This is a genomic window from Enterocloster sp. HCN-30185 (assembly GCF_037890305.1).
In the GTDB taxonomy this organism is placed as follows: domain Bacteria; phylum Bacillota; class Clostridia; order Lachnospirales; family Lachnospiraceae; genus Enterocloster.
In genome coordinates this window covers 92,086-104,927 of sequence record NZ_JBBKBT010000011.1, presented here as the reverse complement: position 1 = coordinate 104,927, position 12,842 = coordinate 92,086, and the positions used below count along the sequence as shown (strand labels likewise).

The window sequence follows — 12,842 nt, the reverse complement described above, 5'->3', positions numbered from 1 at the left end:
TAATAGGTGATTATCATGGCAATAGTGAAACATATTAAAAGTCGAAATGCAAACTATTCAGATGCTCTGGATTATCTCATCTTTCAACATGATGAATCAACCGGAAAAATGATTCTTGATGAATTTAATCGACCACTGCGAAGAGATGAATTATACATGGATGGTCTCAACTGTAATCCCGATACTTTTGATGTTGAATGCTATGAATGTAATGAACATTTTAAAAAGAACCGAAGCAAATCCGAAATCAAAAGTCATCACTATATCATCAGTTATGATCCTGCCGATGCTATTGAATGTGATCTGACGGGAGAAAAAGCACAGGCTCTATCTTTAGAACTTGCAAAGAAAATTTTTCCAGGATATCAGGCTCTTATCGTGACACATACCGATGGTCACAATGGATCCGGCAATATCCATACGCACATTGTTATCAATAGTGTTCGTAAAAACACAGTAAAAAGAGAATCTTATATGACGCAGCCTCACGATCATGAAGCCGGATACAAGCACCGATCCACAAATAAATTTCTGGATTATTTCAAAAAGGAAATTATGGATATGTGCATCCAAGAGGGACTTCATCAAATCGATCTTCTCTCTCCGGCTGAAACTAAAGTGCCACAAGCAGAATATATGGCTCAAAAATCCGGACAGAAAAAATTAGAAGAGACAAATAAAAAAATCATTGCCGATGGATTGAAACCAACAGCCACAACATTTCAAACACAGAAGCAGGAACTCAGAAATGCCATTGAAGAATGCAGCTCGCATTCCAAAAACTTTCAGGAATTCCAATCTCTGCTTTTTGAAAAATATCAGATTTCCGTTATTGAAGAGAGGGGAAGATATCGTTATCTCCATCCGGATCGGGACAAACGGATTACAGAGAAGGCTTTAGGAACTCAATACGGCAAAGAACATTTAGAACAGCTCTTCTTACGAAAAAATCCGATAACCATTCTTTATGTCAGATCTCATTTACGGTTGGTGGTAGATCTTCAGAAAAATGTGAAAGCAATGCAAAGTCCCGGATATGCTCATCGGGTAAAAATATCCAATCTTCAGGAAATGGCAAATACCATTATCTATGTGCAAGAACATGGATACAATACCCAAACCGAATTAAAAAGTGCCTTTTCCGAATCTCAAAAACAGTTAGATCAGGCAACAGATCAGCTTATGGAAATGAATGCAGATTTGAAAAGCATCAACCGGCAGATTCATTACACCGGACAATATTTTGCACAGAAAGCAATCTATACCGAATTTTTAAAAGCGAAAAACAAAGGCAGATTCCGAAAGGAACACACCGCTGAAATTCAAGCATATGAAGAAGCCCGTGACTGGCTGAAATCTTTTTATCCAGATGGAAAGATGCTTCCTATCAAAACATTGAAGGAACAAAAAGCCAGCTTGCAGGAACAGATCGACCAGCAAAAATCATCCATCCGATCTCTAAAGGATCTGACACAAGATTTAAGAACCGTAGACAAAAATGTGGAAGCAATTCTCCACAACCAGGTTCCCAAAAAACAAAAGACACGGGAACCCGAATTATAAATCATTTTACGAAGGAGGAATTACAATATGACACAAAATGAATTTAATGTTGTCCTTGAACAACAATATCGAAAATGTGCCGATGTACTGGTACACAAGAAAAAAGAATACACCGGAGACCGCATTGATCGCCTGAGTGCATTTAAAATTGCTGCCTCATTACAGGGATGCACACCTAAGACTGCTCTGGCCGGAATGATGTCGAAGCATGTCGTATCTCTCTATGATATGTTTTCTATTATGATTACGTTTGGAAGAAAATTAAAACATTTGAGACAGAAAAATCATCTCACACAAAAAGAACTAGGTATTGCACTTGGCTTTCCGGAAGATTCTGCTGATGTCAGAATTGCACAATATGAAGCAGATGCAAGAAAGCCTCGTGATGAAATCCTTGCTAAAATGGCTAAAATACTTTACGTACCAATCGATGTCCTCACCGTTCCAGTATTATCTGAACCAAGAGAATATGATGCTGCGTCCTTCTGGATGCATGAACTTTCTGCAGAATTATAATTTTTTTAATAAAATAAAAAAAGCAGGAAATCTTTAGATATGCTCTCTTCGTGATGACAGTTTATTATTTTACTGTCTCTCATAAAGGGAGCATATCATTTCAGATTTCCTGCTTAGCAAAGCTGTGAAGATTTAATTGTGATTGGGTTGCCAGTTATACAAACTGCAATTTGAAAACCACATTTTTATAAGTGGTTATTAACCCTCACAGGGTTTTAATAAAATCCTCCGAAAGCCTTGAAAATAAAGGGTTTATCGCAAAATGCTCACCTTAACTTATTATACGATTTCACTTACGTTTATTCTTCCCTTGGAAGCTGATAAGGGCAAACACAAGGGCAAGAAAATCTGATAACAAGATATAAGAGAATGTGGCAATCGGAGAACTGTGACGTATGTGCGAATATATTATACTGGAGGATTTATTATATGGACAAGTACATTTTTGATGAAAGCAACGGTTTATGGTATGAATTGCAGGGAGATTATTATATCCCTTGTCTGATACTTTCCGAAGAAGAAACACAGCCTATCGGTTTGTGGGGACAGCGCCACAAGCAGTATCTAAAGGAGCATAAGCAGTTCCTCTATACCACAATGCTGATTGAGGGTACACTAAACTCCTACCTTGCAGATATTGACAGACAGGCACAGGAGCGTTTGCTCCTGCTGACAAAGCAAATTGCAGAGCAGGAAAATGTGACCGAGAAACTGAAAGCAGATAATGCTATGCTGTGGGTACAGAAAATGAATGAAATTCAGTCCAGAGTTAGAGAAATCATTTACAGCGAGATTATCTACGCATAACAGAATGAGTGATTGGGGCGGTAAGCCAGCTTTTGGCTTACTGCCCTTGTCTGCTCATAAGCAAAATAAAGAAATACCGTCAATGGCAGTGCTTGCACTGTTCATCGAGACCATTGACGGTATTGCGTATTTTGCTATCGCTGTCCGTGGCTTTTTTCAATTTTAAACGTTGCTTAAAACAACTTATTGTGTTAAAATATATGCTGATACAAATAAGAGTTTAGGAGGAACCGAAACTATGACAGCCTCAATGCGTTTAAGATAAGCTGGCAATAAAAAAAGCAGAATCTATCCCCGATGATAGGCTTTTTTGTTGTGCTTATTTATACGATATTGAGCATTCATTAGTTACGGTGAGATATAAGTTATTTAACTATACCTTTATTTAACTATGTCTTTAATATGAATGTTTCCAAATTGTATGTATGCAGACCAAAAGCCACATTGTGGATTTTGGCCTGCATTTTTTATTGCCTAGAATGCTGTTCAAAATAGAAATTCAAGCAAAATAATATGCAGGAGATAATATAAATGGAAAAATACAACAATTGGAAACTTAAGTTTTATACAATATGGGCAGGGCAGGCAGTATCATTAATCACTAGTGCCATCCTGCAAATGGCGATCATTTTTTACCTTACAGAGAAAACAGGATCTGCGATAGTCTTGTCTATGGCTTCACTAGTAGGTTTTTTACCCTATGCGGTCTTTGGACCAGCTATTGGTGTATTAGTGGATCGTCATGATAGGAAGAAGATAATGATTGGTGCTGATTTAATTATCGCAGCAGCTGGGGCAGTGCTTGCTATTGTTGCATTGTATATGGAGCTACCTATCTGGATGGTTATGGTAGTATTGTTTATCCGTAGCATTGGAACGGCTTTTCACACCCCGGCTCTCAATGCGGTTACGCCACTTTTAGTACCAGAAGAACAGCTTACGAAATGTGCAGGCTATAGTCAGTCTTTGCAGTCTATAAGCTATATTGTTAGTCCGGCGGTTGCAGCACTCTTATACTCCGTTTGGGAACTAAATGCTATTATTGCCATCGATGTATTGGGTGCTGTGATTGCATCTATTACGGTAGCAATTGTACGTATTCCTAAGCTGGGTGATCAAGTGCAAAGTTTGAAACCAAATTTCATACGAGAAATGAAAGAAGGAATGGCTGTACTACGGCAAAATAAAGGATTATTTGCTTTATTACTCGTTGGAACATTATATATGTTTGTTTATATGCCCATAAATGCTTTATATCCTTTAATCACTATGGAATATTTTAATGGTACACCGATGTATATTTCTATTACGGAGATTGCTTATGCCTCTGGTATGTTGATAGGGGGTCTATTATTAGGGTTATTTGGGAATTACCAAAAGCGAATCTTATTAATAACGGCATCCATTTTTATGATGGGGATAAGCTTAACCATTTCAGGATTACTTCCCCAAAGTGGATTTTTCATATTTGTAGTCTGCTGTGCAATAATGGGGCTTTCGGTTCCGTTTTACAGCGGTGTGCAAACAGCTCTTTTTCAGGAGAAAATTAAGCCTGAATATTTAGGACGTGTATTTTCTTTAACTGGAAGTATCATGTCTCTTGCTATGCCAATTGGGTTAATTCTTTCTGGATTCTTTGCTGATAGAATCGGTGTAAATCATTGGTTTTTACTATCAGGTATTTTAATTATTTGCATTGCAATAGTTTGCCCAATGATAACTGAGATTAGAAAATTTGATTTAAAATAAACAATATTGGAGGGATATTTATGTATCTTATTTTCATGTAATTCTTCCTGCTTAAATCGCAGGGTTTTCCCTGCGTACAAGCAAATGAAAACATGCGATTATAGACAGGAGGAAAATGTTATGGAATTGATATTAAAAGCAAAAGACATTCGTGTGGAATTTAAAGGACGCGATGTTTTAGATATAGATAATTTAGAAGTATATGATTATGACCGTATTGGTTTAGTAGGAGCAAATGGTGCAGGAAAAAGCACTTTATTCAAGGTGCTTTTAGGCGAATTAACTCCTCTAGGATGTAAAATGAATCGTCTGGGTGAACTTGCCTATATCCCTCAGTTGGACGAAGTAACCTTGCAGGAGGAAAAAGATTTTGCACTTGTAGGCAAGCTTGGTGTTAAGCAATTAGATATACAAACCTTGAGCGGCGGTGAAGAAACAAGGCTTAAAATAGCACAAGCTTTATCGGCACAGGTTCATGGTATTTTAGCGGATGAACCTACGAGTCATTTAGACCGTGAAGGAATTGATTTTCTAGTCGGACAGCTAAAATATTTTACAGGTGCACTGTTAGTTATTAGCCATGACCGCTATTTTCTTGATGAGGTAGTAGATAAAATATGGGAACTGAAAGATGGCAAAATCACTGAGTATTGGGGAAACTATTCTGATTATCTTCGTCAGAAAGAGGAAGAACGCAAGAACCAGGTTGCAGAATACGAGCAATTTGTTACCGAACGTGCCCGATTGGAAAGGGCTGCGGAGGAAAAGCGAAAACAGGCTCGTAAAATAGAACAGAAGGCAAAAGGTGCTTCAAAGAAAAAAAGTACGGAACGTGGAGGGCGTTTGGCTCATCAGAAATCAATGGGAAGTAAGGAAAAAAAGATGCATAATGCCGCTAAATCTCTAGAGCATCGGATTGCGGCCTTAGGAAATGTAGAAGCTCCGGAAGACATTCGCAGAATTCGTTTCAGGCAAAGTAAAGCATTGGAGCTCCATAATCCATATCCTATTGTCGGTACGGATATTACTAAAATATTTGGAGATAAGGTATTGTTTGAAGATGCATCTTTTCAAATTCCGCTTGGAGCAAAAGTGGCTCTAACTGGTGGGAATGGAACAGGAAAAACAACTTTAATCCAAATGATCTTAAACTATGAAGATGGAATTTCTATTTCACCTAAGGCAAAAATAGGATACTTTGCACAAAATGGTTACAAGTACAACAGTAATCAGAAAGTCCTGGAGTTTATGAAGGAGGATTGTGATTACAATGTTTCAGAAATTCGTTCCGTGCTTGCATCCATGGGGTTTAAACAGAACGATATTGGAAAAAGCTTATCTATTTTAAGCGGTGGTGAAATTATGAAATTATTGCTAGCTAAAATGCTTATGGGTAGATATAACATCCTACTAATGGATGAACCGAGCAACTTCCTTGACATACCAAGCCTGGAGGCCTTGGAAATACTAATGAAGGAATATGCAGGAACGATCATGTTTATCACCCATGACAAACGGTTACTTGAAAATGTGGCTGATGTAATTTATGAAATTAAAGATAAGAAATTAAACTTAGTCCGATAATTATTTTACTTTTCGTATTTGACAGATCGTAAGTAGGCCGTGAAAGAGGTTATTGATTTTAACTAAACGTTAAGTAGGTTAGACCTCTAATCAGAATCGAGTAGGAGAAATTCCTCTTAGGCGAGAAATTTCGACCTCTCACACCACCGTACGTACGGTTCCGTATACGGCGGTTCAATCAACTTAACAAGTAACACACCTTTTGGTGTAGTAATCTAACATTGAGACTAATCCAAATTGGGTTAGTCTCTTGTTGCTTATCGCAACATTTACAGCTCCTTTATTGCATACATACGCTATTCTGTATCCTGCGTATGCGACGTGAAAGGCTCTGTTCTTTTCGATTCCTAGTTTCATCAAGTTCTTTGCTCTATTTTGTGGCGTTTTCCAATGTTTCCAGATGCACATTCTCAACCGATAGCGAATGTTACTGTCCAACTTCGCACAAAGGGTTTTCATACTTCCTATCTTGAAGTAGTTAATCCACCCTCTGATAAGTTCGTTGAGTTTCTGTACCTTGTAGGAGTTGCTTACTCCCCAACTTCTGCAAGTAAGTTGTTTCATTCTTGCCTTAAATCTTGCTACCGATTTTGCATGTGGTTTTGCCTTGTATTGGTGTGTTCTGCTATCAAAATAAAATCCAAATCCAAGGTATTTAAGCCCTCTTGGTCTGTCCACCTTACTCTTTGTCATATTTACTTTGAGCCCCAGTTTCTCTTCAATGAACTTCGTGAGATTTCTCATCACTCGCCTTGCAGACATTTCACTTCCAACCATAATAATACAGTCGTCTGCGTATCTGACAAAGTTCAGCCCTCTTTGTTCCATTTCCTTATCGAGTTCGTTCAGTATGATATTCGCAAGGAGTGGCGATAGATTTCCACCTTGTGGTGTTCCTATCACAGATTCCCTGTATTCATCGTCTACCATGATTCCACTTACAAGAAACTTTCTGATGATTGAGATTACATCCCCGTCCTTGATTGTTTTGCCAATTAAGGTCATCAGTTTATCATGGTTTACTGTGTCAAAGAACTTCTCCAAGTCAATGTCTACAATCCAATCGTAGCCGTCATTCATCATATCAAGCGCTGTGATGATTGCCTGCTGTGCACATCTATTTGGTCTAAATCCATAACTATGGTCATGGAATTGTTTCTCATAGATTGGTGTTAGTACCTGTGCTATGGCTTGTTGTACAAATCGGTCTGTTACTGTTGGTACTCCTAGGTTTCTGACACCACCGTCTGGTTTTGATATCTCCACTCTGTGTACTGGTTGAGGTTTGTATTTTCTTGTCCTCAACTGTTCCTTGATAATTTCGCCGTTCTTTGCAAGATGTTCTTTGAGTTCCGTGTACTTCATTCCGTCCACTCCCTCTGCACCTTTGTTTCGTACGACTTGCAGATATGCCGTATTAAGATTATCTTTACTTAATATCTGCTCCATTAGACTACTTGTGTCCATGCGTTCGTTCCTTTCCGTCTCGCTTGAATTGACCACCCTTTACCCGATTGGTTACGGCAGATGTTGTCTTTTCTGCAATCGAGACTCTACTAAAACTGATTGATTGTTCGCCCCTTCGCTCCATTTCCATTACAGAAACTTCTTCACTACTATGGGCTCTGCTGACTTCTCACCGTTCGTTGTTACTAGGCTAATGAAACCTCTGTGAGACCTCCCCAGTTAAGGTGCAAACTCTTTCCCTCCATATATCTGCCACATTTACTCTGTTCCTACAAAAGTGATAGTTATTAGATTTTGCTTTATTTTGCAAGCTTATCTATCAGAACCTAGCCTTATATGTGATTTCTGTCCGTCAGACCAGAGGTTTGCTTACAGCTTCTTTCAGATTTTGCCTCACGACAAACACCCTTGCTGTTCAGCTATACACTTCCCACTATCTGGGCATGTTCGGGACTTACACCCGTTAGAGTTTGCCCATGCTGGGCAAACAAAAATAAGGCCTTCAAGATGAATTTTGAAGGCCCCCTTTCCATAGAAATATACGTAAAGCATAAGGAACACATGGCAAAAAAGGCGTTTCTCAGCATGGGATATAGCTTTTGATATTGAAAGGAGTGATTCAGTATGATAGATAATATTATTCAATCAGTGACAGAAAAATTATCCTCTTTGTCCTGTGCGTCACGGGGGTCAAAGCTGATGATATAGTGGTGGCTCTTTACGTCCTCCCGTCTTTGGTTCTTGCCGTATTTCAGATTGGAGCGCATACACGCTATGGCGAAATCCTCCCCGCCGCAATTAAGGGAAGAAATGCGGTAATCATCACGGGGGATAAGCCGCCCGTTTTCATCAAGGGCGGGCTTCATGGTAAACTCGTCATGCTCAAAGGTTAGGTACTGTTCGGCAGCCCCATAGTCGGCATTTTTAGAGCTGATATGTTTGAACGTTGCCAACGGTTTCACCTACTTTCTGCAAGACTTCAAACTTCAAGGCGGCAAGCTCCGCTATGGCGGCGCGTACCTCATTGGAGAGTGTGTTATAGGGTGCGCCGTACTCGTTCAGACAGCGGGCAATCTGATTCAAGTTGCCGCCGATTTTCCCGTACTCTGCTGTAAGTTTCCCAACGGCAGAGAGCAGTTCATCATTGACCGGGGAAACGGTAATGACCGGGCGTATGCGTGACTTAATTAGTGCCTGCCGGATATATTCGGACTGGCTCATTTGGCAGAGGGTGACACGCTCGGAAAACTCGGCGTATTCTTCCTCGGTCAAGCGTGTTTTGATTACCCGGCGGCGGTGGGGCGTGTTGTATCTTTTCATGGTCGTAGACCTCCTTTCTTTTATGCTTTGCCCTTTCACTAATAGGAGAAAAACAGGGGCATAAGCGGAAGTGTTTTTTGAAAAATCCGAAAAAATTTTTTGGGGGATTTTTCAAGCGGCACAAGCCGCAAAAGGCGGGCTTGGGGTGGCAACCCCAACAAGATTCCCGCAGGACAAAATGAGCCGATAGGCGAAATTTGGTACTGTGGTAGAATCTTGCTCTAAGAAAACGGCGTAAACTTCCCCTTCTACTCCTTACTACGCAGAGAAATGAAGATATGGCAAAGTTTTGGGAAACTTTTTGAGAAAACTTTTCGACAAAGCTGGAAAATCAGCACGTTTTTTGGCGCAAAAAAACAGGAAACCTTTTCTTGATTTCCTGTCATGGTATGTCGCTGTGGTGGGCGGCGGTTGTTCTGTTGTTATTCCCCGGAAGCAAACTTGTAGCCTATGCCTAAAACGGTCTTTATGTAGGTGGGCTTGCGGCTGTCCGGCTCTATCTTTTTCCGCAGGTTGTAAATCACGTTGGCAACACTTGAATGGCAAGTATCGCTTTCCATGTTCCAAACGGCTTCAAATATCTGTGTCCTTGTGAGGACAATGCCGGGATTGGAAGCAAGGAATACAAGGGCATTATATTCAAGACGTGTTAGATTGACTTCCTCCCCGTCTTGAAATACCCGGCGTTGGCTCTGCCTTATTTCCAATCCCGGAAAAGATAACACGGAAACGGGTGTAAGCTGCATGGGTTCAAGTCGCATATAATTAGATATTGCCGATATGATTTTGTCAATCGCTGTTTCCTCTTGTTCGTTAAGTGTCAGTAGTAGTAATTTTCCCATGTTCATTACCCCTTTTATCCGTTGAATTTAAACTATATTTTTCTGTCGTGTTTTTTGACAGTAAGCAACAAATATATATCATAGAGAGCGTAATGTCAATTTAATGTCATTAAGAGAATAGGTGGTCTGTCTAATTATTATCATTTTGTTCATTTGCGCCTACGCTGCGTTTGGCATTTTGGCAATTCAATATATTGTAAATTTATCTATATCAGCGGGCTAACCTCATTTTCACAAAATAAGCTAAGTTTGTGAAGTGCTCTTGTGCAGGCAACATATAAGAGGTTTTTATCATCTTCATCATGGTAGTTTTGGCTGTCTGCATCACAAATTAAGACAGCATCAAATTCTAATCCCTTTGACATATATACTGGTAAGATAAACACGCCTTGTAAATCTGATACGCTCCCATTTTTGATTAACTGAATATCAAGTTTGTGTTTAATTTTATTAAATAGATAGATTGAATTTTTTTCGGTTTTACAAATTAAGCATATCGACTGAAACCCTTTCTCCTGGCATAGATTTATTTCCTTAACAATTTCATCAATGAAGATTTCGGAATTATCAGCAATATATACTTTTGGGCTATCGCCATTCCGATTAAAACTTTTTATCTGTGAACTTTTTTCAATGAACTTTAAACTAAAATTTAAAATTTCATTCGTACAACGGAAACTTTTATCCAACATAATAAGAGAAGATTTTTTCTTGTTCAATATTTTTTGAATTTGTTCGTAGAAAGAAATATCTTCTTTTTTGGCAAGAGTCTGTTTCATATCTCCTAAAATAGTAAATTTGGCATTAGAAAATAGCAAATTAAATATTTCATATTGGAGAGGGTAGTAGTCCTGTGCTTCATCAATGACTACCTGCTTAATATTTTTATATTTATTTGTTCCGTATATTTTTAAATACAAATAAGCGATTGCTATTGCGTCATCATAATACAATCTGTCTGCTTCCAAATTTTCCCTAGTATATTCCCATATACTTTTTATGCCTTGTGACAGATTGCTATTTTGCAGCAGGCTATAAAAATAGGCTTCATTGCTAAATAATATTTTATATAATTCAACAATGTCAATTTTTATAAATTTCTGTATTTCCTGCTTGATTAGATTTTTTTCTTCTTTATGCCCCCGCCCTTTTCCTGTTCCAAATATTTGTTCTAAAATATAATCTTCTAATTGTTCTAATTTTATGCCTAATGGTGTTTCTGTTCTTCCTAATATTTTATCTTTTAGAATTTGCCTGCTTACAACGCATTTTCCCTCATAATAAACATCTTCAAATTCTATCCACTGGCGGGGTATATCAATGAGAAATTGGTCTAAAATTTCCCTAAAAAAACTTGACGTTTTAAATTCTATACTATTTCTTGAAATTTCCTTGTATTTTGAATTGACAATCAGGTTTTCTAAAAAATCATTTCTTGACTGAATTTTCCTGCCAATTAATAACGCACTAAGTATATCTTCAAACACGGAAGAAATAACATTATCTTCTCCCAATTCGGGCAATACATTTGAAATATATTGCTCGAATATAGAATTTGGGGAAATAATCATAATGTTATTTGCGGACAGCTTTGTTTGTAAACCTTGATACATAAGATAAGCAGCCCGGTGGAGAGCAATAGAGGTTTTTCCACTTCCCGCTACACCCTGTACCATTAGCAGGTCATTTTCCATATCTCTAATAACCACGTCCTGTTCATGCTGAATTGTTTCAACAATCGCTTTCATTTTAGCAGTAGTGTTTTGTGACAGTAATTGCCTTAAAAATTCATCAACAATCTGAACATCTGAATCAAAGAAATATTCCAGTTTTCCGTTTTTTATTTCATATTGGCGTTTCAAATTGAGTTCGCCTGTTACTCGTCCACATGGAGCGTCATAAAACGCTTCGCCGGTCATAAAACGATAGAAAATACTGGCAATCGGCGATCTCCAATCATAAACATACATCTCTTGATAGCTGTTTTTTCGTAGAGAAGAACGTCCAATGTATATTTTTTCAAATTCGTCCTCATCATCAAATTTAAAATCAATTCGGGCAAAATAGGGCGATTTAATCATCTTTTCTAACAGAAGTATTTTATGTTCTTCTTCTTCGTAATCTATAATTTTGTCTGTTACAGGATTGATATATTGGCTTAATTCAACAAGTGCCTCGAAACCGTCCGATGTATACAGTGATGTAATACCGTGTTCTGTATTTTCACGCACATCTTTTTTGGCTTCGATAATTTCTGATTTCTTTTTGTCTGCCGCTTCTTTTGCCTGCTTTAATTGTTCCTCGGCTAAAGAGATTGTTTGTGCTAATCTTTTTTCTTCAAACGCTTTTTCTGTCTGATTATTCCCCATAATGATTATGACCTCCTTGAAAAATGAAAGAAAATTTTACTGAAACATTGCTAGGCTAGTTTAGCATGTGTCAGCTTATATAAACAGTCTTGTATTTATAAAATTTGTATGGTATTATTACAGTGGGAAGAAGTATGTTAGATATTTGATTTCTGCAAGCATATCAATTCTAATACGGACGTGTAATTAAAACAATAAAAAAATTGGGACAAAGCAGTTATACCACTATGTCCCAATTTGCTATTACTCCATATCTTCAGCAGACAGAAACACAAGCCCGACAAATTCTTCCTCAATCAGTTTCTTCAACTTTTCCACTGTGCTCTATGCAGGCTCCCGTATCTCCATTCCAACCTATAATCTCTTTCTGTAAAAGCAAATCTTGTTCTGTGAAAAAATGAGTTGGATTCCGTAGTAGTCGGCATTGTGCGTAATGTGTATAACTGACTGTATCATGGAATTGTGGGTAACTCTGTTTGCAGGACGTGGGAAAGCTGCACTTTAGCTTTTCCATGTGCTGTGAATAGAGTTATCCATGATTCCATAGCCTGTTATGCACATTTCCACAATGTTTGTCTTTTGGTCGTTGGTTCGGAAAAGAAAAGCCCTGTATGTTATTATATAC

The 12,842-nt window shown here is 38.2% G+C and carries 10 protein-coding genes and 2 pseudogenes; 7 read left to right on the top strand and 5 right to left on the bottom strand.

The genetic code is table 11. The features are described from left to right. Positions 1 to 15 precede the first annotated feature (15 nt). From WKT10_RS12085 to msr(D), 7 genes and pseudogenes are all read left to right on the top strand, one after another. Positions 16 to 1,563, top strand: a complete 1,548-nt coding sequence (locus tag WKT10_RS12085) for a relaxase/mobilization nuclease domain-containing protein (RefSeq protein ID WP_008976870.1) — start codon at positions 16 to 18, stop codon at positions 1,561 to 1,563. A 27-nt stretch (positions 1,564 to 1,590) separates the two neighbouring features. Next, positions 1,591 to 1,815 (top strand): annotated as a pseudogene (locus WKT10_RS12080) (hypothetical protein); the annotation flags it as partial. Beyond that, positions 1,792 to 2,079: a helix-turn-helix domain-containing protein gene (locus tag WKT10_RS12075; protein WP_322099891.1), complete on the top strand. Its 288-nt coding sequence runs from the start codon at positions 1,792 to 1,794 to the stop codon at positions 2,077 to 2,079. The pseudogene WKT10_RS12080 and the gene WKT10_RS12075, both read left to right, overlap by 24 nt. A 429-nt stretch (positions 2,080 to 2,508) precedes the next feature. Then, complete coding sequence (locus WKT10_RS12070) at positions 2,509 to 2,886, top strand: TnpV protein (protein ID WP_008976875.1); 378 nt, start codon at positions 2,509 to 2,511, stop codon at positions 2,884 to 2,886. A 4-nt stretch (positions 2,887 to 2,890) separates the two neighbouring features. Further along, positions 2,891 to 3,052: a hypothetical protein gene (locus WKT10_RS12065; RefSeq protein WP_153903692.1), complete on the top strand. Its 162-nt coding sequence runs from the start codon at positions 2,891 to 2,893 to the stop codon at positions 3,050 to 3,052. A 365-nt stretch (positions 3,053 to 3,417) separates the two neighbouring features. Next, on the top strand, positions 3,418 to 4,635 hold the full coding sequence (gene mef(A) / locus WKT10_RS12060; RefSeq protein WP_008976876.1) for a macrolide efflux MFS transporter Mef(A): 1,218 nt from the start codon (positions 3,418 to 3,420) through the stop codon (positions 4,633 to 4,635). A gap of 120 nt (positions 4,636 to 4,755) precedes the next feature. Beyond that, a complete protein-coding gene (msr(D), locus tag WKT10_RS12055) occupies positions 4,756 to 6,219 on the top strand; it encodes an ABC-F type ribosomal protection protein Msr(D) (protein WP_008976877.1) in 1,464 nt (487 codons plus the stop codon). 183 nt (positions 6,220 to 6,402) lie between these two features. On the opposite strand, the gene ltrA is transcribed toward msr(D), so the two are convergent. The 5 genes and pseudogenes from ltrA to WKT10_RS12030 form a co-directional block, all read right to left on the bottom strand. Then, complete coding sequence (ltrA, locus tag WKT10_RS12050) at positions 6,403 to 7,686, bottom strand: group II intron reverse transcriptase/maturase (RefSeq protein WP_340277412.1); 1,284 nt, start codon at positions 7,684 to 7,686, stop codon at positions 6,403 to 6,405. A gap of 671 nt (positions 7,687 to 8,357) precedes the next feature. Further along, positions 8,358 to 8,639, bottom strand: a pseudogene (locus tag WKT10_RS12045) (relaxase/mobilization nuclease domain-containing protein); the annotation flags it as partial. After that, complete coding sequence (locus WKT10_RS12040; protein WP_105310330.1) at positions 8,611 to 9,006, bottom strand: plasmid mobilization protein; 396 nt, start codon at positions 9,004 to 9,006, stop codon at positions 8,611 to 8,613. The gene WKT10_RS12040 and the pseudogene WKT10_RS12045, both read right to left, overlap by 29 nt. Before the next feature lie 422 nt (positions 9,007 to 9,428). Continuing rightward, positions 9,429 to 9,848 carry a winged helix-turn-helix domain-containing protein gene (locus WKT10_RS12035; RefSeq protein WP_002591343.1) on the bottom strand — a complete coding sequence of 140 codons (420 nt, stop codon included), beginning with the start codon at positions 9,846 to 9,848 and terminating at the stop codon, positions 9,429 to 9,431. A gap of 206 nt (positions 9,849 to 10,054) precedes the next feature. Next, positions 10,055 to 12,217, bottom strand: coding sequence for a HelD family protein (locus tag WKT10_RS12030; protein ID WP_002591344.1), 2,163 nt, complete (start codon positions 12,215 to 12,217; stop codon positions 10,055 to 10,057). Between the last annotated feature and the right edge of the window lie 625 nt (positions 12,218 to 12,842).

What these genes read in the sequence shown, in the direction of transcription:
- WKT10_RS12085 (WP_008976870.1), top strand. Translation starts at nt 16, where the DNA reads ATGGCAATAGTGAAACATATTAAAAGTCGAAATGCAAACTATTCAGAT.
- WKT10_RS12075 (WP_322099891.1), top strand. Translation starts at nt 1,792, where the DNA reads ATGTTTTCTATTATGATTACGTTTGGAAGAAAATTAAAACATTTGAGA.
- WKT10_RS12070 (WP_008976875.1), top strand. Translation starts at nt 2,509, where the DNA reads ATGGACAAGTACATTTTTGATGAAAGCAACGGTTTATGGTATGAATTG.
- WKT10_RS12065 (WP_153903692.1), top strand. Translation starts at nt 2,891, where the DNA reads ATGAGTGATTGGGGCGGTAAGCCAGCTTTTGGCTTACTGCCCTTGTCT.
- ltrA (WP_340277412.1), bottom strand. Translation starts at nt 7,686, where the DNA reads ATGGACACAAGTAGTCTAATGGAGCAGATATTAAGTAAAGATAATCTT.
- WKT10_RS12040 (WP_105310330.1), bottom strand. Translation starts at nt 9,006, where the DNA reads ATGAAAAGATACAACACGCCCCACCGCCGCCGGGTAATCAAAACACGC.
- WKT10_RS12035 (WP_002591343.1), bottom strand. Translation starts at nt 9,848, where the DNA reads ATGGGAAAATTACTACTACTGACACTTAACGAACAAGAGGAAACAGCG.
- WKT10_RS12030 (WP_002591344.1), bottom strand. Translation starts at nt 12,217, where the DNA reads ATGGGGAATAATCAGACAGAAAAAGCGTTTGAAGAAAAAAGATTAGCA.